Origin of the sequence: Mesobacillus campisalis (genome assembly GCF_000986785.1) — a bacterium.
Lineage (GTDB): Bacteria > Bacillota > Bacilli > Bacillales > Cytobacillaceae > Mesobacillus_B > Mesobacillus_B campisalis.
In genome coordinates this window covers 233861-255689 of record NZ_LAYY01000001.1, presented here as the reverse complement: position 1 = coordinate 255689, position 21829 = coordinate 233861, and the positions used below count along the sequence as shown (strand labels likewise).

Annotated in this window: 15 protein-coding genes; 11 read left to right on the top strand and 4 right to left on the bottom strand. The window is 42.7% G+C overall.

The window, feature by feature from the left end; all coding sequences use genetic code 11:
• Nucleotides 1–9 precede the first annotated feature (9 nt).
• Entirely contained in the window at nt 10–2235 is a 2226-nt protein-coding gene (locus WQ57_RS01055; RefSeq protein WP_046521837.1) for an FIMAH domain-containing protein, read from the top strand.
• Nucleotides 2236–2306: 71 nt separating this feature from the next.
• On the opposite strand, the gene WQ57_RS01050 is transcribed toward WQ57_RS01055, so the two are convergent.
• The 3 genes from WQ57_RS01050 to WQ57_RS01040 form a co-directional block, all read right to left on the bottom strand.
• On the bottom strand, nt 2307–5351 hold the full coding sequence (locus tag WQ57_RS01050) for an FIMAH domain-containing protein (RefSeq protein ID WP_046521836.1): 3045 nt from the start codon (nt 5349–5351) through the stop codon (nt 2307–2309).
• 209 nt (nt 5352–5560) lie between these two features.
• Nucleotides 5561–7156: an FAD-dependent oxidoreductase gene (locus tag WQ57_RS01045; protein ID WP_084820104.1), complete on the bottom strand. Its 1596-nt coding sequence runs from the start codon at nt 7154–7156 to the stop codon at nt 5561–5563.
• A 394-nt stretch (nt 7157–7550) separates the two neighbouring features.
• The gene (locus tag WQ57_RS01040) at nt 7551–8192 is read right to left on the bottom strand and encodes a YesL family protein (protein ID WP_052948611.1); all 642 of its coding nucleotides are present in this window, start codon (nt 8190–8192) and stop codon (nt 7551–7553) included.
• 232 nt (nt 8193–8424) lie between these two features.
• On the opposite strand from WQ57_RS01040, the gene WQ57_RS01035 reads away from it, so the two are divergent.
• The 5 genes from WQ57_RS01035 to WQ57_RS01015 all read left to right on the top strand — a co-directional run bounded on the left by WQ57_RS01035 (nt 8425) and on the right by WQ57_RS01015 (nt 13848).
• Nucleotides 8425–9504 (top strand): GNAT family N-acetyltransferase, encoded by a 1080-nt coding sequence (locus tag WQ57_RS01035; protein ID WP_046521835.1) that lies wholly within the window; start codon nt 8425–8427, stop codon nt 9502–9504.
• A 247-nt stretch (nt 9505–9751) separates the two neighbouring features.
• A complete protein-coding gene (locus WQ57_RS01030; protein WP_046521834.1) occupies nt 9752–11026 on the top strand; it encodes a sugar ABC transporter substrate-binding protein in 1275 nt (424 codons plus the stop codon).
• Between the two features lie 173 nt (nt 11027–11199).
• The gene (locus tag WQ57_RS01025) at nt 11200–12084 is read left to right on the top strand and encodes a carbohydrate ABC transporter permease (protein ID WP_046522033.1); all 885 of its coding nucleotides are present in this window, start codon (nt 11200–11202) and stop codon (nt 12082–12084) included.
• Nucleotides 12085–12144: 60 nt separating this feature from the next.
• Nucleotides 12145–12921 (top strand): carbohydrate ABC transporter permease, encoded by a 777-nt coding sequence (locus tag WQ57_RS01020; RefSeq protein WP_046522032.1) that lies wholly within the window; start codon nt 12145–12147, stop codon nt 12919–12921.
• Between the two features lie 27 nt (nt 12922–12948).
• Complete coding sequence (locus tag WQ57_RS01015; RefSeq protein WP_046521833.1) at nt 12949–13848, top strand: Gfo/Idh/MocA family protein; 900 nt, start codon at nt 12949–12951, stop codon at nt 13846–13848.
• A 96-nt stretch (nt 13849–13944) separates the two neighbouring features.
• Here the strand turns inward: WQ57_RS01015 and WQ57_RS01010 are convergent, their stop codons facing one another.
• Nucleotides 13945–15300 (bottom strand): nucleotidyl cyclase domain-containing protein, encoded by a 1356-nt coding sequence (locus tag WQ57_RS01010; protein WP_046521832.1) that lies wholly within the window; start codon nt 15298–15300, stop codon nt 13945–13947.
• A gap of 239 nt (nt 15301–15539) precedes the next feature.
• Here WQ57_RS01010 and WQ57_RS01005 point away from each other — a divergent pair, with 239 nt between their 5' ends.
• The 5 genes from WQ57_RS01005 to WQ57_RS00985 all read left to right on the top strand — a co-directional run bounded on the left by WQ57_RS01005 (nt 15540) and on the right by WQ57_RS00985 (nt 21805).
• Entirely contained in the window at nt 15540–16556 is a 1017-nt protein-coding gene (locus WQ57_RS01005) for an NAD-dependent epimerase/dehydratase family protein (protein ID WP_046521831.1), read from the top strand.
• The gene (locus WQ57_RS01000; RefSeq protein WP_173427521.1) at nt 16556–17611 is read left to right on the top strand and encodes a dihydrodipicolinate synthase family protein; all 1056 of its coding nucleotides are present in this window, start codon (nt 16556–16558) and stop codon (nt 17609–17611) included. Before WQ57_RS01005 ends, WQ57_RS01000 begins: the two co-directional genes overlap by 1 nt.
• Nucleotides 17612–17632: 21 nt before the next feature.
• Entirely contained in the window at nt 17633–18637 is a 1005-nt protein-coding gene (locus WQ57_RS00995; RefSeq protein WP_046521830.1) for a zinc-dependent alcohol dehydrogenase, read from the top strand.
• 75 nt (nt 18638–18712) lie between these two features.
• On the top strand, nt 18713–19867 hold the full coding sequence (nagA, locus tag WQ57_RS00990; protein WP_084820103.1) for an N-acetylglucosamine-6-phosphate deacetylase: 1155 nt from the start codon (nt 18713–18715) through the stop codon (nt 19865–19867).
• A gap of 57 nt (nt 19868–19924) precedes the next feature.
• Entirely contained in the window at nt 19925–21805 is a 1881-nt protein-coding gene (locus tag WQ57_RS00985) for a beta-N-acetylhexosaminidase (RefSeq protein WP_046521829.1), read from the top strand.
• Nucleotides 21806–21829 lie beyond the last annotated feature (24 nt).

Here is a 21829-nt window from a genome sequence, read left to right as displayed (position 1 = left end):
GCGGGATAAATGAGAGTATTTGCTAAACCTTTTTCCATTCTTTTTGTAGGATTTCTGTTAATTTTGTCTTCTTTTTTCCACAGCAGTCCAGCTAGTGCCAAGGTTGATAAAAGATATAAAGACCCTGTAAATTTGGGTTCTCCGATTCAAAGTGTAGCCGTATATGATTCTGCCTATGGAACAGAGGATGGCAGAGAGATGATGTACACAACGGCCAGCGGCAGTCCGGCCATCTTCCAGGTGGTAGACCTTAAAAGCCAGGAAGTCTTGAGAACATATCCTTTGGAAGGCACAGGCGCAGTATGGACACATCTTACGGTACCAAATGGCAATGTCTATATTGGCGGCAATGGGTATTTGTATGAATACTCCCCAGTTACAAAGGAAGTAAAGAATCTTGGCGGAATAGGAGAGAGTGTCGTATACGGTTTGTCTCATGATGAACAGGGACGAGTCTATTTCGGATCCTTCCCCAACGCCAAAGCAGGCCGATATGATCCAAAAACCGGGGAAATGAAGGATTACGGGAGTGTGGCCCCAGGACAAAGCTACACCAGGTCTACTGCCTATCACAACGGTTACCTTTATTTAGGAGTCGGTGTTGATAATCGCATTGTCAAGCTGAATATTGAAACAGGCGAATATGAATCGATTAAAGTGCCTGATCATGTTGTTCCAGGCTCGAGCGTCTGGCAGCTGGACGCTGCAGGAAAATATATCATCGCTGGTGTCGGCGGTGGAAGCAATACACTCCTGTTCTATGATACAGAAACAGGACAATGGAGTGATAAGCATTACACCAACAATAAAGGGCTGCGCATCATCCATGGCCAGCCTGGCAGCAATCTAGTCTACTTCCTGCAAGGGGCCAGGTTGATGGAAGTGAATTTGGATACCCTGAATGCGGTTGATACAGGAGTCGCATTTGGAACCTTTTTGCGGAATACAGCGTGGGTGGAAGTAGAAAATGATAAAGATTTCCCTGGTAAATCACTGGTTACCGTCCAATTTGCCGGTCAAGTTACCTATATGAATCTACAGACGAAAAAGGTTAAAACCATTCAATATCCGATTGTGGGCAATCCCATTCCCCTCCAGACATTGGAAAAAGGACCGGAGGGCAATTTATACTTAAGCGGTTATCCTGGAGGGAAAGGGGCGGTCTACAACCCAGATACAAATGAATACCAAAATTTCACCTTAGGACAAGCAGAAGGTATGGTATCCCTGGGAGATAAAATGTATTTTGGAATTTACCCTGGTGCAACGATTTTCGAGATGGATCCTGCTGCTCCAGCTCTTACTGCCAGACAAATTTACGACATTCCCAACCAGGACCGTCCGTTCATTATGACGGCAGCCAGCAATAAATTGTATATTGGAACGATCCCTGATTACGGACATTTGGGCGGTTCATTAACCGTACTGGATCCCGCCTCGCCAAAAGATGCAAAAGTGTATGACAATGTGGTCCATAATCAAGCCATTGCAGGACTAGCAGCAGTTGATGGAAAGCTGTATGGATCCACAACAGTTGCAGGCGGTTTGGGAATTGACCCAACAGAACCCGCTGCGAAAATATTCGTCTGGGATATGGAAAAAGGTGAAAAAATCACCGAGTTTGTCCCCGATATCCCAGGCTTGACACCACCGAAAAAGATTAGCGGAATGAGCCTTGGACCGGACGGACTTTTATGGTCGGGAGCAGGCGGAACCATCTTTGCCATGGATCCGGAAACGTTGGAAATTGTAAAAAGCAAAGCTGTTTATCCTGAGGTAAAGGACTATGGCAGATGGAGACCGATCCATATCCGCTGGAGCGAGGATGGCCTTATGTACACAAATCTTGCCGGCAAATTAACGGTCATAGACACTGATTCAATGGAGTTTGAAACACTGGGTGAGGCAGAATTGATGACGATCGGCGACGATGGAAACATCTATTACGCAGATAAAGCTAATTTAATGAAAATGGAAGTATCAGATACGCTGGAGTCCGCTTTGAGATTTATTCAACAACATACAGAGAAAAGAGATATCACCAATTCATTAAGTAAACAGCTTTCCAACTCGATCACATCAGCCATTCACCACCGGGATAAAGGAAGGATGGAAGAAGCTAGAAAGCACTTGCAGGATGCTCTAAAACACTTCGAAAATGCTAAAGAAACAGATATCACAGTGGACTCTTCTATTAAACTGAAGAAAGTCTTGGACTCCATTGAAATAGACTGAACTGCTTAATGCAAACAGGGGCCCAAGCAAGCCGTTCATCCGGCTTGCTTGGGCCCCTTTGGATTGAGGAGTTACTCAGCCAATGCTGTTTCGATAGACTGAACGTTCCTGAGCAAGATGTTTTTAATGGTTTCTTCTGCCGAGCTGTTGTCCAGATGTTTCCGGAAATCTTCGAGATGTTTAACGGCTTGTTCTTTGTTTTCGTTTTCGTAATGCTTTTTGGCTTGTTTTAACCGGTTCGTTAATTGTTTAGCCAACGGATGCGAAAGGTTTCCGGCTTCTTCTAATTCACTAATCTGGTCTGCCAATGTATCCATTGTCACTTGGGTGGTTACAGTGATCGTATTGGTTGTGATCTTTTCGCCATTATACGAAACAGTAGCATAAATCTCGGTCTTTCCTGCATTTTTGCCGAGAATTATTCCATCTTCCACAATTGCTGCATCAGGATTCGAAGTCATCCATTGAATATCTGCGCCTGCTAAATCAATCGAGCTGCCATTTACCAACGTAACTTTTAAATGTATTTCTTGCTGCTTTCCTTGCAGAAGGGTATTATCTTCGACAGCCAACGTTCCCTTTTCAAGTTTGACTGGCAGCTGGTACAAGTTATGGTCAGCGGTATAATAGATATTTCCTTCCTTATCGATATCCATTAAATTGACGGTGCCTGGCACTAATTGCTTGCTTTTCATTGTTTCCGGATCGATGACGGTTAATTGTCTTCCGGCTGTTGTGTAAAGGTAGCCTTGCTGATCCCAGCGGATGAAAAACGGTCTCCATTGACTGCCACGGTTTACGCCTTTTAGCAGCTGAGTACTTTTAATGACTTTCCGATTTTCTGGATTCATCGCAAAGACCACTGTGTTAAAGGAGCCTCCTTCATCCAAACCCCAGGCAACGCCCCAAATATTTCCGTCAGGGCCAACAGACAGCTCGCCAATCATTTCCGGCTTGGCCAAGCCATCCACATGAAGGTCGAATGTTTCGTGCTTCCCTGTCTCAACATCGTATTCAAACATTTTTGCTTTTGGTTCGGTAGGGTCAATACCAAGGCCTCCGGCAAGAGTGGAACCCCCAAACACGGTACCGTCATGATAAGCCAATCCAATGATGCTTTGGTTTTTAATAATGTTACGTATGGTATTCCATTTATTCGTATTTGCATCATAAATGGTTAATGCCCCGCCCAATCTTCCGTAATCCGAAATGGTGCCAATAAACAGCTTATTATCGCCTGATGTAAATGTAAATGGCCTGCTTTGGTCATCTCCGATATCGTGGACCAGCTCGGGATTGTCACCGCTCACGCCGCCTTGGAAATGAAAAGGAAGGTCAGGATTGTATTTGAAAATCCTGGCTCCTCCGTAAGTACCCAGATAGACGTCACCGTTTAAGAAGCCAATTCCTTCGATCTGGTGAGGGTCGCGTTCTCTAAGCAAATATTTATCACTTGATGTATCAAAGACTCCGAATGAACCCTGATAGCCTCCCATATAAATCTTCTGGTCTTCGCCAATTTCCAGGCTTTGCATCAGAAGTCCCTGCATATCCACTTCCGGGTAGCTCACTTTCACCGTGTTCGTGGAAGGGTCAAAGATGGTGTATTCAATTTGATGATGCAGAATGGCCAACACATCTTTTCCGTTTTTATCCTTGACCCAGCGAATCGCTTTGGCAGGGGTTTGTGGCAGTTGGACAGTTGGCTCTACTTTAGAAGTTTTGTGTGTTGTCATATCGTATGTCCATAATTGCTGTGTATTTTTATTGATATAATAGATGATATTTTCATCATAAGGTGAAGGGGAGGAGATAAGACCATCAAAGGTATGCTCATCCTGCCAGTTCATCGTATTCCTTTCTTCCCCTGTTGTCTTATCAATGGTAACCAATGATGTTCCATAGGCAACAAAAATATTGTTTCCATATTCCCAGATGTTTGAAATGGATGTAGACGTCCCCGTTATTGGCAGGCTGATTTCAGTTCGTTTCCCCGATGCCAGGTCCATCTTCAGCAAGTGGGCGGTCGTTCCGGTTCCTACATAAAGACTATCTTTTGTAATTCCTAGGCCGCGTGCATATTGCTGGCCTTCATAAAAAGTGCCCAAGTCCTTGAATTTGCCTGTTTCAATATCATACTCAAACACTTTTGCGTTTGGATAAGTGGCTCCGTAAATCTTCCCGTCATCGGAAGCCTCAAGCTGCCATACCCAGTTGTCAGAAGGGTTTTTCCCCAGCTCCTCAAGACGTTGTTCTTCGACAACATACCTGTATAAAATTCCGTTATAGGTTCCTGCAAAATATACATTTCCATCTTTGCCGACCACCATGGCCCATACAACATCACTGCCTGGCAGCTCTTTTGAAAATATCTTCTTCCCAGTCTCAGCGTCTGCTGCATAAAAGGTTGCCGGTGAACCGTTTGTGGCATAGTAGACCTCACCATCCCCAATCGCAACCCCTTGTGATTTAGCCGCTAAAGCAGCCGGACCATGATTGATAGGTTGACCATATTGAACAGGGAAATCTAAAATGCTGGACTCCTTTTCAAAAAGTTTTATATCATCATAGTACCCCTTCATCTTGGAAGTGGATGATTGATAAATGAAGATTTTTAAACCTTTGGCGCCAGCCGGGGCTGTTGTTTCAATCTCTACAGTTTGCCACTTGTTGAAGGATGGGATATCAAAATACTTTGGATCGTCTTTTATAATTGTCCCTTTATCATTTGTCCAGCGGAGCCAAATACCCGGCTTTCCTGCGGATTGTTTGACATTCAGCTGTGCCGATAATTTATAGTGGTTTCCTTCTGTTATAGAAATTTCCTGGCTGAAAAGCCCAACGACACCATTATTGTCAACGGCCAGGCTTTGAAGCCCTTCATAAACAACTTCCTTCGATATGGCCATTCCGGTTTTAAAGCCGCCGCTCCAATAATCCCAGGACGGAAGATGCGTTTCAGAAGAAGGTTTTGCTTCAAAATCACCATTTACAATATTCAGCTCTTTCCACTCACTGGCTGCAGCTTCAATTGGCCTCTGGACCAGAGAGAGGCTGGACAGAACGAGAAGTGCTGCAATTAAAGTGATGCTTAATCTTTTAATATAATCTTTCAATTTGTTTCCTCCTTTGAATTTTAAAAATTTTCCAACTTCTATTTCAAGAATATTTAACAAACATAGTCTTTAAAATGACGAGAATGATTTCGGGACTTTAGTAGGGGAAATATCAAAAGAGATAAACACGAAGGAGGGGGCAAGAACAAAAGGTGAATAAAAAAGGGCTGCACAGCACTAAAGCTTGCAGTCCCTTATAAACTCCATATCTATGCCTTTCCAAAAGTCGATTTCATCCGCAGGACGGGGTCATCTTCGATGGAATCATCCCAGTGAAGCACCTGGCCGCAATTTAGCAATACATCTTTCAACTGGTCGTAATCGACAGCTTGAACCGCAGTTTTATTCTGAAAGGCTAAAGCTGCCGCAGCTCCGGCGGATTGGCCCAGGATCATGAACACTGGCTCCATTCGGATCGACCCATAGGCAATATGTGAGCTGGACAGGCAGATTGGAACAAGTAGATTTGTACATTCTTCTGCTTTGGGGCGGATCGAACGATAGGAAATCGGATAAGGTGAAATCGGTATTTCAACATCGCCTTCATTGTATACACGGCCCTCAATAATCACCCTCCTGCAATGATGGGAATCCATTTGGTAGGAGGCGAGGCCGATGGAATCTTCAACAGTCTTGTCGCCTAAACAATTATGGTCGGTCATGACATAATCAGCGATCATTCTTCTTGCTTCGCGAATATATAGCTGATGCGGCCAGTGTCCCGTTTCCTCGAATTCATCACATGCTAATCCCCATTGATTTACTTCTTCTTTGATGGTCCGGGGAACACTTTCATCATTTGCTAAAAAATAGAGCAGGCCAAGATTATAGGAAAAATGATCCTGGAAGATCCTTTCACGTGTTTCATAATCTCCCTCAGGCCAGTCATAATTCATGCCGATGTGGTCAGTCGAAAATCCTCCATAATTGTTCAGGTCGGTTTTTCCGTTTGGAAGCATGGTATGAAGGTTCATCGCATCCCAAACACCAGCCTTTATATATCGTAATAATAGAGTATACCTTCCAGGGTCATAAAAAGGCGGTTTAGGGAAAGGGACAGAGTTATCAGGATTTTTCGTCAGGCAGATACGGAAATTATACGCCTGGATCCGGTGGTCCCCTTGTCCTTGAAATCCGAGAGTTTCAAGGCTGGTTTCTGTAATGCCTGGCAAAACTCCGCTTGAAGGGTCACCTTCAACCACATATGGATCAACCCACTTTTCAAACTGATGGTGAGGATGTCCAAATTGAATTCCATTATAGGCTTCTTTGTATGTGGCGTTTGATTCCCTGCCTGTAAAATACGTGACACCAGCTTTTGCCATTAAGTCTCCTTCATAGCTGGCATCAATGAAAAACTTCGCTTTATAGGCGGTGCCATCCTCCATGATGATTTCTTTTATTTTGAGGTTCTCTGTTTTTACTTCTGTTAAATGCTGGTTGAATAGGACCTCGATATCATGATTCTTGAGCCATTTGTGGAATACATATTTGGCTGCCTTGGGCTCGAACGTCCACTGCTCTTCCGTATTGTAATAGTTTCCTAGTTCCTTGAAGAATTCCCTCGACAAACCGCCTATGGCTTCTTTTGCGCCAATATCGGACGCTCCCAGCCCGCTAGCGGTTATTCCTCCAACATGTTTTCCGAACTCGGCTATGACTACAGTCAGCCCCATACGTTTCGCCTGTACAGCCGCGGCAATGCCAGCAGGAGTTGCACCATATACAATCAAATCGCTTTCAATCACCTTTGGCTCAATTGCTTTAGCAGAAGGAACATAATAATGTAAACCACTGAAATCCATTGATTAACCTCCTTGAATAGGGGACATTCACCTGGCTATGTAAAAGGATACCTGCTGCCAGCTTACTATTGAGTTTAAATAAAAAAAGAGAACAATCAAGACTTTTAACGGACCATAAATAAAAGATGGATAGGCAAAAGTGAAAGGATACTCTGAAAAAGCAAAAAAAAAAGAGCTCCAAGGCAGGACGCTCTACCAGTCTGATAATAGACGGAGGAATTTCTCTTAATTAGTAATTAGCCCTGTAAATAGCTTAAATAGACGGAGAGATTCCGCCTATTGGCCAGAAAAATGTTAAAATGGGCAATTTTTGTTTGCATAACCGGAAAAACTCCCCCTATATACCCCCGGAACGAGCTCTATACTGCATGTAACCGAAAATTCTCCGCTTATTTTACTGCATTATGTTTAGAGAAACATAATCTTTTTTAGGGTTTTTTAGCTTTATTTTGCGAAAAGCACGATTGCCGCACCAGGTAATCACGATGGCTAACACACTGCCGGTAAATAAAGGGATGATGCCTGGTATGAATCTTACAGCAATCATCAGAACCATGCATGAAGTAAACATAATCATCGTTTCTAGCAGGGAGCTGGCGCCAATTAAAAACGATTGTTTGATATATTGAAAGAATTTCATCCGGTATTGCGTGTAGACAGGGAAAAAATACAATAAAGTCATGACATACGAAATCGCGATAAACCCGGTAACCGGGATCAGCCATTGCAGCTTGCCAGCATTTTGATGTAAAAACATGAAGTCATAAACCAATATATAGCCAATCAATATAAAAAATAGGCCAAATTTATTAAGGGAAATAAATTCTTTTTTATATGCTTTCCAGAAAGCAGGAAAGAGCTTCCCGACGGGTTCTTTTTGAAGCCACTTATGAATAATGGTAAACATGGCCCCAGTAGATGGAAAAAGACCAAATATCCCTAACCCCGCCAAAGTAAAGCCAATCCACAGCAAATTTAAATAACCTGCCTTCAACATCCATACTGCAAAGGCATTGAATTTTTCCCACCTGTCCAAATAAGCCACCTCATTGTAGGAATATGTCGATAAAAAGGGGAAGCCGAAAGCAATTAAAGACCCATAATAGACTTGTCACTTAAAAAATTTCCCCTAAAATAGGAATTAGGTCCACAAAACTCAGTGTTATTATAACACAATTCAAAATACTCTATCTTGCATTTTTTGGAACAAGACAACTTTACCAATGAGTGGTCCAAAAGAGACTTCTCCCAAATTGAGGTGAAAAACAATGGCGGAATACCGGTTATTAAAGCAGGAAGATTTCACACAGGCAATTGATTTAGCGGATAAGACGTTTCGAAAAGAAGGGCATGTGTCGATGGGACCAGCCTTTCCGGAAGTGTTTTCTGCCGCATTGAACCAATCATATGGTGCCTTTATAAATGAAAGGTTAGTCTCTTTCATCGGCTTGGTACCATTTGTTCTTCACATTGGCGGGGCCGAAGTACAAGCCTATTCCATTGGTGCGGTTTGCACGGACCCTGTCTTTCGGAGAAAGGGGCTGGCAAATACCCTTTTGCAGAAAGTTTTTGAACATGCCAATAAGTCCGGTGCATCCGTTCTTTTTGTTTCGGGCGATTTACCGATCTATATCAAACAAGGTTGTACTTTTTATGGGAAAATGAATCAATACAAAATTGGAAAAGGCGATCTTAAATCAGATTATCCTTGTACCGTTCGTGAACTTCAGCCCTATGACTGGTTTCAAATCCGATCACTCAATCACGAACGGCCAGTCCGGTATGAACAAAGTATTTATGAAATGGCTGTTCTGAATGAGTCGGCCGGTTTTGCCAGTATTTTCAAAATGAAACATAAGGTTCTTGTAGCAGAAGAGAACCAAAAGGTAACGGCCTATCTAGTGTTTGGTGTCCCGTATAACGAACAGGAGGGAGCAGAATCCCGGGCAATTGAATGGGGAGGAGATCCGGAAGCTCTCTGCCGCTTGATCGGGGAAACCTTTAGGTATGGGTTGAATTCATTATTGTTGAATGTTCCCACATTTGAAACAGCTCTGAATGTCCAATTAGCCTCACTCAAGAAAGAAGAACAGCCTTATCCAGGAACAATTAAGATTTTGAATCTGGACTTGCTCTTGGACCAGCTGTGTCCTTTCTTAAAAGATAAAATAGACATTTCCAAACAAGACGACCTTCAGTATAAGCTTGCCCATAACCAAAATTCTCTGGTTGTTGGTCATCAAGAAATGGAAGAACTCATTTTAAAAGGAACCAACCGTTCCTTTTCCAATTTGGATCCTATCTTCCCTATCCCCTTTCCGCATCCACAAGGTCTTAACTATGTATAAATCAATGTTTCCACATCAAGACACCAATTTTTTCGTTTGCTGCTATTTAAAGACACTTTATAGACTTGTCACAATATTCTAAAAAGAATTAAAATGAAGTTACAGAGATAAAAAGTGCCAACAGCACTTGACAGCGCTTTCCTGGCTTTGTTCTATCCATTCAAGGTTTTAAGGAGGGGGATTCCACAGCTAAAACATTTACCTGTTTTTCATTATTAAAAACATAAAATGAGGGGGCATTTGCGGAATGAAAAAGAAAAGTATATTGGTTCTTCTTATGGCATTTATCCTGATGCTTGCAGCTTGCAGTAATGAGCCAGCTTCAAACGAAAGTAATGATGATCCAGCTTCAAAGGATGATGCTAAGGTTGAGGGGGAAATAACCGTATGGGTACATCCATACACGGGTGATGCTGCAAAAGAAGAAGAAATGTGGAAAGAGATTGTCGCAAACTACAATAAAGATTTCCCGGATGTAAAGGTAAATGTTGAAACCATTCCATGGTCCAACCGAGATCAAAAAGTGCTGACTGCATTGGCAGCTAACAATGGACCAGATGTATTCTATGCCATTCCTGACCAAATGCCGCAATATGCGGATGTAGGAATGCTCCTGGAGCTGGATCCCTATCTTGAAGATGGTGATCTGGATGGGTTTGTTGAATCTTCATTGCTATCGACCACATGGAAGGATAAGAAATATGGGCTGCCGATCCTGCAGGAAGCTTACACATTCTTCTATAACAATGAAGTTATTGAGGCAATTGGCGAAGATCCTGCCAAACTCCCAACTACCTGGGAAGAGTTTGACGCCTGGGCAGCGAAAGCCAAAGAAAAAGGGTTCTATGCTTTAAACTATGCTGGCGGCGGTTCAATGAACGGAACCATTTATCCATGGATCTGGCAGTCTGGCGGACAGGTGGTAACAGCAGAAAATGAAGTCAAAATCAATAACGCTGATAGTGTTAAAGCATTTGAGATGATTAATAATATGTACGAAAAAGGATATATCCCTGAAGATTCCATTACTGCAAGCAACCATAATGAATTATGGTTTGGCGGCAAAATGCTGGCAATCCTTGGGTCTGGAATTGACCTCACCCTGCTGCAAAAAGAAGGCACATTTGACTTCTCGATTGCTGCCCCATTAAAAAATAAGGAACAGCTGACATATGGTACGACTGGAATGTTTGTAGTGCCATCCAACAGTGATAATCCTGATGCAGCAGCACAATTTGTAAAGAGTGTGACAAATGCGGAAAATCAGCGGATCTTTAATACGGTGACCCAATATATTCCGACGCAAGAGGAAGCTAAAGATATCTTTGATTCGAATGAGCATATGAAACAGCTATCAACCTACACACAATATGCCCTGCCTGGCGTGATCCATCCAAAAGGCCGTGCGATTATGCCATTTATCCAATCTGAAGTGCAAACGATGATGGCTGGAGACAAAACTCCTCAAGAAGCAGCAGACGCAGCAGCTGAAGCAATCGAAGCTGAACTGGCTAAGCCGTAACCTAATAGCTTCTATTATTAAGAGAGTTTTATTCCTGAGAGAATAAAGCTCTCTGTTTATTAAAAAAGGTTTGGCCATCAAAAGAGAAGGAAGGTGATTTCTTGGAAAAGGTCATAGTAAACAAAACACAGGCGCCTTTGGGACATGAAAAGAAAATTAAACCGCCTTTAATAATGAGGATAAAAAGTGAATGGAAAAAGAATTCCCTTGTCTATATCATTCTTGTTCCAGTTCTGATTCACTTTACCATATTCCAGATCATCCCATTCGTTTACAGTTTCATCTTAACCTTTCTGAATTACCGGATTATTGGTACCTCTGAATTCGTTGGGTTAAGAAACTGGAGCCAGTTGTTTCAGGATAAAATTGCGATTAAATCGATTTGGAATACTGTGTTATTTTCCATCTATTATATCGTTCCTACAATGGCGCTTGGCTTAATATTGGCACTCATTATCAAATCGGGCATTGCAATGACCAAGTTTTTTAAAGGAGTGTTTTTCCTCCCGGTTGTCACATCCTTTGTTGTTGTCGCAGGAATCTGGGAGTGGCTGTTCTCCGGAACGCAATCGGGCTTTATTAACTATCTGTTGAGCTTTTTTGGGGTTGAACCCCAATTATTCCTTTCAGATTCTTCACAAGCGCTACTCGTACTGGCCGGCTTGAGTATTTTCAAAGTATCGGGAAGTACGATGATTTATTATTTTGCAGGTTTGCAGTCGATTCCAAAGGATATGTATGAAGCGGCAAAGATTGATGGTGCCTCCACTTTTAAATCCTTTTGGATGATCACGTTTCCTTTGTTAAAGCCGATCCATTTTTATGTATTGATCATTACAACAATCGGCTCTTTCCAAATCTTTGATTCGGCCTTTCTATTGACAGGCGGAGGACCAAACTTCTCAACGAGTACCATTGTTTATTATTTGTATACCATCGGTTTCACAAACTTGAACTTTAGCTACGCAGCCGTTTTATCTTATGTTCTATTCGCGATCATCCTCGTCATTTCGCTTATTCAAAGAAAATATTTCGGGAAGGACCAGGGTCTTTATTAAAAGCAAGAGTGCAGAAAGGGGTTGGAATTTTTGTTGAAAACAGCAGGAAAGTATTTGATCATGTTCTTTCTGGGATTTAGCTTTCTCCTTCCATTCTTAATCATGATATTAAGTTCATTTAAAGAAACAACCTTCGCGGCGTTAAGCCCATTATTTTGGATTCCGAATGATCCATCATTGAACAACTTTATTTATCTGTTCAGGAATGATAACTTTTTGCGGTGGATTTTCAACTCTGTTGTGATAACAATTATTCCTGTTTTTTCGCAAATGTTTTTTGCCGGGTTATTAGGCTATATCTTTGCCAGGAAGCAATTCTTCGGCAGGGAATTTGTTTTCTGGACATTCATGGCGGTCATTATGATTCCGCCGCAATTGCTCATCATCCCTAAATTCATAATGTTTTCTAAATTTGGCTGGATTAATGAATATCAATCTTTAATTGTTCCGGAGCTTTGGGCGATCATGGGTGTATTTTTGGTCCGCCAATTCATGCAAGGCATTCCTTTGGAATTGGATGAGGCAGCCAGGATGGATGGAGCCAATGATTTTCAGGTTTTCCGCAAAATATATATGCCATTGGCATTTCCGGCCATCGCGACAGTGGGAACATTTGCCTTTGTGAGCAACTGGAATGATCTATTCCAGCCTTTGATCTATATGACCAATGAAAAGATGTATCCCATTACAGTCGGTCTGGCCTCCACTTTAAATAAGGAAGGCAACTTTGGTATCGAGATGGCAGGGGCCACTGTTTCATTTATCCCGACATTCCTGATCTTTTTGTTCTTCCAGAAGTATTTTACGGAAGGGATACAGTTATCAGGTTTAAAATAAATTTCTCATTTTAAAGGAGAGTAGGGTATGGGGGATTTACAGTTAGGGATGATTGGGCTGGATACCTCGCACGCATCTGCATTTACAGAGTTGTTAAATGATCCGGCTCATCCCTTTCATGTAAAGGGAGGGAAGGTTGTAACGGCGTGTCCGGCCGGGTCAGATGATTTTGAGCTAAGTTATTCGCGAATTGGCGGTATTACGAGGAAAGTGGAGCAGTACGGTGTGCATATGGTTGATAGTTTTGAACAAGTGGCGGAGACTTGTGATGCCATTTTATTGGAATCTGTAGATGGAAGGGCCCACCTGCAGCAAGTGGAAAAGTTGGCCAGGTTTAAGAAGCCGATCTTCATTGATAAACCATTATGTTTGTGTTCAACAGATGCCATTAAAATGGAGGAACTGTCGAAACAGCATGGAGTTCCCATCATGAGTTCGTCTGCCTTACGGTTTGCAGAACCATTAAGGCAGGCGCTGGCGATAAAGGATAAAGGCGATATTATTGGGGTCGACTGTTTTGGACCGATGGATAAGATGGAAACCCAGCCGGGATATTTCTGGTATGGAATTCATACGATCGAGATGCTTTATGCGATTATTGGGAGTGGAGCCCAGCATGTAAGCGTTCTGTCCAATCCCGATTCTGATTTGGTGATTTCCCAATGGAAAGATGGAAGAATTGGTACAGTAAGAGGAAATGCTCCAGGAAATTATGGCTTTGGTGCTCTTATTCATTTTGAAAAAGGAAATGAATTTGTATGTATAGATTCTTCATCAAAGCCCTGTTATGCGAGTTTGCTGGAGCAGGTGATGCTGTTTTTTAAAGATCGAAAGCCAGTCGTCCCTATACAGGAAACCCAGGAAATCATCCGTTTTATCGAGGCTGCCAATGAAAGCAGGGAGACAGGAATACAGGTAAGGATTTGAGCAGGGAAAAGAGGGGGAGCAGGAAACAGGAACAGCGGGCCAATTACATGCCCGCAATCATATTTTTATATGGAAGAACAAGGCCAATACCAATCCCTAACTGTGGTCAGCCAATATAAAGCTAAGACGATAGATTCGTCTCGGCCTTCCTTTGTAGGTGATTTTTTCTTCTCCTACAATATCTACCAAATTTGCATCCATCCATTTTAATAGAATCCGATGAGCGCTTCTTGTTGTGATATCCAAAGTTGTGGCTAATTCCTGCGCTGTATAATCATACTTTTTATGGCGTGCCACTCTTGCCATCAGTTTCGTCATATAAGCGGCCGACATCCCAGCCATTTCCGCTTTTTTGAGCAGCTCAGCATCAGTGATGGAAAGATCATACTTTTCATATTGGGTATCCGTTATGATGTCCACTGGCCCAATGACACTTTGGTCTTCACGGACAATGTAACACACATTCCCGCCTAATTCCTTTGATTGGCGCAGGGCGATGCGTGCGTGGCTGCCTGCTTCAGCGGCTGAGCGGCCGAATCCAACCCCAATGCTTATGGTGACACCCAGCTCGGTTTTGGCGGAATTCAATAATGGAATGAATTTATAGCCGCGTGTTTCTCTTTCAAAAATGCCACGGGTGGTAATGAAGGAAAATTCTTCGCCGCCGGAATTGATCAAATGGCCATCCAGCAGTTTTGTATAATTTAGCATCATTTGCTGGAACTTCAGCTTAAGTACCTGAACTTCATGCTCGGTTGCATATTTTTCCGTTATTTTCTCAAATTTATCAATATCGATGATGCCAAATACAATCTGGGATTCTTTATTTTTTCGCGCTTCTGTTGCGAGTAAAGCACGTTCGAGGGAGACAATTAAATCCTGATAAGTGGGGGTGACCCATTCATTCGGTATGCCCAATTCTGTTAGTCTCAATGAAACCTCCTGCAATCCGGTAATAGCAATGGATCCAGATTCTTGATAATTGTCTTGATGAAACTGGACAATCGATTGAATTGAACTGGACTGATCATAATGAGGAAAGGATTTAAATGCATAATCTTTTTCGCCTAAATCATAAAGGATCCTTTTCAGGTATTTCTCTTCAACTGTATCGACCGAGAAATAGTGATAATCATATTGATTTTGAATCAAAAATAACGACCGATAAAGTCCAGTTCCCATTAAAGGGACGTATTGCGCGGGGATTGGGAAATCAACCAGCTGTTTGGCATTGAAAAATGTTTGGAACTCGGTAAATAAGAGGACTTCAACCCGACTGATAAAATCAGCCATCACTTCCGGCTCCATTGTCGTGGGTGTTGCATGAAGAAAAACAGGCTGGAAATTCGGAAAGGATTCAAGCGCTTTCATTATTTCGGTCTTTAGGGCTTTAGGACCTACAATGCCGATAATGATTTCAGTTCCATTTGCGGATAATTGGTTACCATTCATTTTTTCAGCTCCATTAAAAGACTCTTTAAAGAAATGTCTTTATATAATCTTACTAATAGATTAAGTTGAACTTTCCGAATTGTCAAATAGATATTTTTACCTCTCTAAAGATGTCCACTAAAAGACCATTTAAAGACTTGTCTTTTTAATAACCTCAATTATAGAATGAAAATAACTGATAATAGTGTAAATTTTAAATGTTCATACTCATAACAAAAAAACAAAATTAGGAGGACTTTATGAAAACGATAGCGGAATTAGAGGATTTTATGTCAATGCCAAGCGAAGAGATAGTCCGGGACATTCAGAAGCTGGATGGAGATATTATGATTCTGGGTGTAAGCGGGAAAATGGGCCCTACTTTGGCAAAAATGGCGAAAAGAGCGGTTGATCAGTCAGGCCGGCCAAAAAGAGTCATTGGTGTCGCGAGATTTTCAGATGAAAGTTTATTTCAGGAGTTACAGGGATGTGGAATTGAAACAATCAAAGCTGACCTGTTGAATGAAGCTGACCTCCGGAATCTTCCTGAGGTGAAAAATATTATCTATATGGCTGGGACCAAATTCGGAACAGTTGGCAATGAACATTATACCTGGGCTATGAATGCCTACCTTCCGGGCAGGGTAGCGGAAAAGTTTAAAGGCTCGAGGATTGTGGCTTTTTCAACGGGGAATGTTTATCCTTTTACCACGGTTCAAAGCAATTGCTGTACAGAGGACGAAGTTCCCAATCCAGTTGGTGAATATGCGCAATCATGCCTGGGCAGGGAGAGGATATTAACCTATTTTTCTCATAAACATCAAACCCCAATGGTTCTCTTCAGATTAAATTATGCGATCGATCTACGCTATGGAGTGTTGCTTGAGATTGCCAAACAAGTACATCAGGGAAATCCGATTGATGTGACAATGGGAAATGTAAACGTGATCTGGCAGGGAGATGCGAATGAATATGCGATCCGCTCCTTATTGCATGCAAATCATCCTCCCAAAATATTGAATGTGACAGGTCCCGAAACATTATCAATAAGATGGCTGGCCCAAGAATTCGGAAAAAGGATGGGAAAGGAGCCATTGCTCATCCACACAGAAAGTCCTACTGCACTGCTTAATAATGCCTCACATGCCCACAAGTTGTTTGGCTATCCAAAGGTCACGATCCAGCAGATGGTCGATATGATTGCGGACTGGGTCATCCGTGACGGACAGACGCTCAATAAGCCAACCCACTTCCAGGAAAGGGAAGGTGCATTTTAATGCTGGATGAGGCTGTTAGGAAAAAGCTTCATGAAGGTGCAGTGATTCCGGCCCATCCACTCGCGTTGACAGAAGACAGGCAGCTGGATGAACAGGGGCAGCGGGCTTTAACACGCTATTATATCGACGCTGGTGCCGGGGGAATTGCAGTTGGTGTCCATACCACCCAATTCGAAATTCGTGATCCCCAGTTTAACTTGTATCAAAAGGTATTATCCCTTGCGATTGAAGAAACAAAGAGATCCAATGTGCCTGAAGGTTTTATCAAAGTGGCAGGAATTTGCGGGCCGACAGAGCAGGCGCTTGCGGAAGCAGAATTCAGCAGGGAAATTGGATATGATTTGGGACTCCTGAGCATGGGCGGGTTAAGCGATCTTTCCGAGGATGAACTGATTGAACGGGCTGAAAAAGTGGCAAAGGTTATTCCTCTTTTTGGATTTTACCTGCAGCCGGCTGTAGGCGGAAGAATTTTCTCTTATGAATTTTGGCAGCGCTTTGTTTCGATCCCAAATGTCCATGCCATCAAAATCGCACCGTTTGACAGGTACTGTACGATTGACGTAGTCCGTGCCGTTTGCCATTCTCCCCGCAATGAGGAAATTGCGTTATACACGGGCAATGACGATAACATCATCAATGATTTACTCACCACCTACCAATTTAATATTGGAGACCGAATCGTGAAAAAGAAAATTGCTGGCGGGCTCCTTGGTCATTGGTCCGTCTGGACAAAACGTGTGGTTGAGACTTTTAACGATATAAAAAAGGCGCAAAATGAGGATGCCATTCCGGCGAGCCTGCTTACTCTTGGGCAGGAAATAACGGATGCCAATTCAGCGATTTTTGATTCCCGGCACAGGTTCAAAGGAAGCATTGCCGGTATCAATGAAGTTTTGACAAGACAGGGATTGCTGAGGGGGAACTGGTGCCTGCTTGACCATGAAGCCCTCAGCCCGGGCCAGGAAAAGGAATTGGATCGCGTTTATGAAAGCTATCCACACTTGCATGATGATGAATTTGTAAAAGCTAATTTATCAAAGTGGTTTGCTAAATAAATGACGGAAGAAGGACTTTAAATGAAAAGAATTGTGGCACATAACAGGAAAATTGAAATTATTGAAGCTGAAGTGCCTGATATAAAAGCAAATCCATCGTATATATTAGTCAAAACCATGTATTCAGCCATTTCGCCAGGAACGGAACTAACTTTGCTTTCCTATAGTGAAAATAAACAAGTTCATTTGGGATATAGCGCGATGGGTGAAGTGGCTGAATGCGGAAGTAAAATCACTGATGTAAATAAAGGTGATTTGGTTGCATGTTATGGTGCCCCATACGTCCATCATGATGAATATTTGCTCGTCCCCAAAACCTTGTATGCCAAGGTTCCTGAATCAGTGGATCCTAAAGAGGCAGCTTTGGGCGGACTTGGCGCCATAGCGATTCATGCACTGCGCATCGCAAACCTGCAATTTGGTGAAACAGTTGTTATCGTCGGTTTAGGTGTCCTGGGGCAGCTAATAGCCAAGATCGCAAATGCTGCTGCATACAATGTCATAGCCTACGATCTTTCCAAAAGCAGGGCAGAAATGCTGCACGAAGAAAATATTAAATCTTTTGCAACTGTCGAAGAGCTGGAAGAGGCGATCCGGATTCATACGAGATCCAAAGGGGCGGACGCGGTTCTTTTATGTGCAGGCGGGAAACGTTCTTCACTGACTCATGAATGTTTAAAATGGATCCGCAATAAAGGAAAGGCCGTTATCGTTGGTGATATCGAACCTGACTTTCCCCGGGATTTAATGTTTTCAAAGGAAGCGGAATTGCTTATAAGCCGGGCAGGCGGACCTGGAAGATACGACAAGGTGTATGAAAGGGAAGCGATTGATTATCCGTATGAATATGTCCGCTGGACAGAAGGCAGGAATCTGGAAGAATATATTCGGCTGATTAAAGAAAAGCGAATTGACGTCAGCCCATTTATTACAGAGGCAGTGAACCTTGACCAAGCTCCCAAAGAATTTGAAAAACTGCTGGAAAAGGAATCTGCGGTTCTTACGAAATTAATTTCCTATCCATAATAATCCTGCTCGCTTCCTGAGGCTAGGTGGTATTTTTGAATAGGAGCTACAGCTGCGAATGGAAGGGTTTTACATGTGGAAATAGGTAACCACTATTACTTAAAAGGAAATGTCGTTACAGATAAAACCATATACAGGAACATGTTCATTGAGATCAAAGGCGGAAAAATTGTTTTCGCCGGGAAGAAACGTGAAGAGGAGAGACGGGAACTTCCCTGTTATCAAGCTGAAGGCTGGATTTGCCCAGGCTTTATTGATACACATATTCATGGCATTAACGGGTTCGATTTTATGATGGGTACAAAGGAAGGTTTTTATCGTATTCAGGATGGGCTCCCATCCTTTGGTGTGACAGGTTTTTTGTCTACATCAAGGACTGCCTCATTGGATGATATTAAAACCTTCCTTTTGTTAAATAAACAGGTGGCAAAAGAAGAAAGGACGGGGGCTCACCTGTTGGGGGTGCATTTGGAAGGCCCTTGGGTCAACCCAAAATATAAAGGCGCGCAAAAAGCGGAGTACATGACAGTCCCTGCAATTAAAGATGTTGAAGCTCTTGTCAATGAGGCTGCAGGGATCCTTCGAATTATTACATTAGCTCCAGAGATTTTAGGGAATGAAGTGATCCAGTTTTTACATGATAAAAAAGTGGCCGTTTCGGCCGGCCATACAGATGCTTCCTTTGAGGACATCCAAAAGGCTGTTCCATTTGGCCTGTCAAGGATAACCCATTGTTTCAATGCAATGGGGCCGATTTCACATCGGGACCTGACGGCAGCTTTTGCGGCACTGTATTTACAGCACTTGCAGTGTGAAATCATTGCAGACGGGTTTCACGTAAATTCAAAGATGATTGAATTATTGTACCGAATCAAAGGCGCAGATCACCTTACATTGATATCCGATTGTACCGGTACTAATCAGCTGCCAGATGGCTGTCATCATATTGGCGGTAAAATGGTTTATAAAAAAGATGGGAAAGTTGCCCTGGAGAACGGGAAACTTGCAGGAAGTTCGCTGACCCTGGATAAGGCCTTCCAGTTTGCCGTCCAGCATTGCGGCATCCCGATGGAAGACGCTGTCCAAATGGCGAGCTTTAATCCAGCTTCAGTTTGTGGAGTTAATGATAGAAAAGGCAGGATTGCGATTGGATATGATGCAGACTTGGTCATTTTATCGAATGAATTAGAAGTGGAAAATACCATTATCCTAGGGAAATTTGTTTTTTGAATACCTGGTTTTAATTAACTCTAAATTGCAAGTATTGCAATGGAAAGGGGTATCTTTATGCAAATCAATCTGGTAGGCGATACTGATGCGATATTGACAGGGTTACAGCTCTTGTCGGATGAGTTGAATATTCAATTGCATGATCAGGGTTTTCCGATTGCTGTTACGCAAAGGGAAGGGCCTATCCACATCAGCAATAAAAGCGGAAAGGGAGAAATCTTCTTTCAGGAAAAAATCCATTTTTATCGTGCGATTGGTTTATGGCTGGAACATTACAATAAACAGGGTGAATTTCAACTGACCGAACATCCCCAATTCCGAACCAGCGGGGTTATGCTGGATGCTTCCAGAAACGCCGTTTTGAAAGTAGCTGAGGTAAAGGGACTTCTAAGGCAAATGGCGATGATGGGATTAAATGTGGTCATGCTTTATACGGAGGACACTTATGAAGTTCCGGATTATCCCTATTTTGGCTATATGCGAGGAAGGTATACAGAAGAGGAATTGAAAGCATGCGATGAATATGCAGATACCCTGGGAATAGAGATGATTCCCTGCATCCAGACTCTTGGTCATTTAGCGATGGCCTTGAAATGGGGCTATGCGGAAGAAATCAGGGACACCCCCGATATTTTATTGGCTGGTGAGCAAAAAACGTACCAATTTATCGAAAGCATGATCAAGGCTGCTTCAAAGCCTTTCCGGTCAAACCGGATCCATATTGGCATGGATGAAGCTTTTCAGCTTGGGCTCGGCCGTTATTTGGATTTGAATGGATATAAGAATCGATTTGAGATTATGAATCAGCACTTAAATTCTGTAGTCTCTATTACTGAAAGTCATGGCTTGAAACCAATGATTTGGAGCGATATGTATTTCCGCCTGGGCTCCAAGTTTGGCGAATATTATGATGAAAATTTGGATATTCCGAAAGAAGCGATAGACTCCATTCCAAAAGATATCCAGCTTGTCTATTGGGACTATTATCATGAGGAGGAAGAGTTTTACCAAACGTATTTTCAAAAGCATAAGGAGCTTGGGAAAGACACTGTTTTTGCGGGCGGAGCATGGACCTGGAATGGCATTTCACCGAATTATGGAAGGGCTTTCGCGACAACAGAAGCTGCTTTGACTGCCTGTAAGAAGGAAGGCATTCAGGAAGTCTTTACCACGCTATGGGGAGACAATGGAGCAGAAACCCCGCTGACCACTGCCCAGCCGGTCATGCAGCTGTTTGCTGAACATACCTACCGAGAAACAGTTGATAACAAGCAATTGGCGGATCGATTCCATTTTTGTACCGGCAGCCACCTGGACGATTTTCTCGTTCTGAATCAATTGGATGAAACGCCAGGTGTAATGAAACATAATCTGAAGTCATCGAATGCTTCCAAGTTTTTATTGTGGCAGGATGTGCTGATTGGATTATTTGATGAAAATATCCGGGATCTAAATATGAATGCCCATTACAAGCAGCTTGTTCCCCAATTGAAGGATGCATCGGAACGAAACCCCAAGGCCTCCCTTTTGTTCGGATTCTACGGGCAATTGGCAAATGTTCTGAGTGTGAAGGCCGAAATGGGTCTTCAGCTGAAGAATGCATACGATCAAAAGGATAAGGATTTAGTGGGTTCCCATTTAAAGGAGATTGAAGAATTGAGGAAGCAGGTGGGAATTCTCCGCCGCAAGCACAGGGAGGTGTGGTTTTCTTTATATAAACCATTTGGCTGGGAAGTCATCGACCTCCGTTATGGAGGATTGGCCGCCAGGATGGAAACCGCAGAGGTTCGCATCGGCCAATGGCTTGAGGATAAAATTGACAGCATTGAAGAGCTGGAAGAAAAGAGATTGCTTTATGATGGACCCATGGGCATTCCCGAAGGTTCTTTAGGCAACCACTTCTATCACAGGATTGCCACAGCAGGCAATATGATCTAATTCGTGAATTTGGACTTTTTAGGA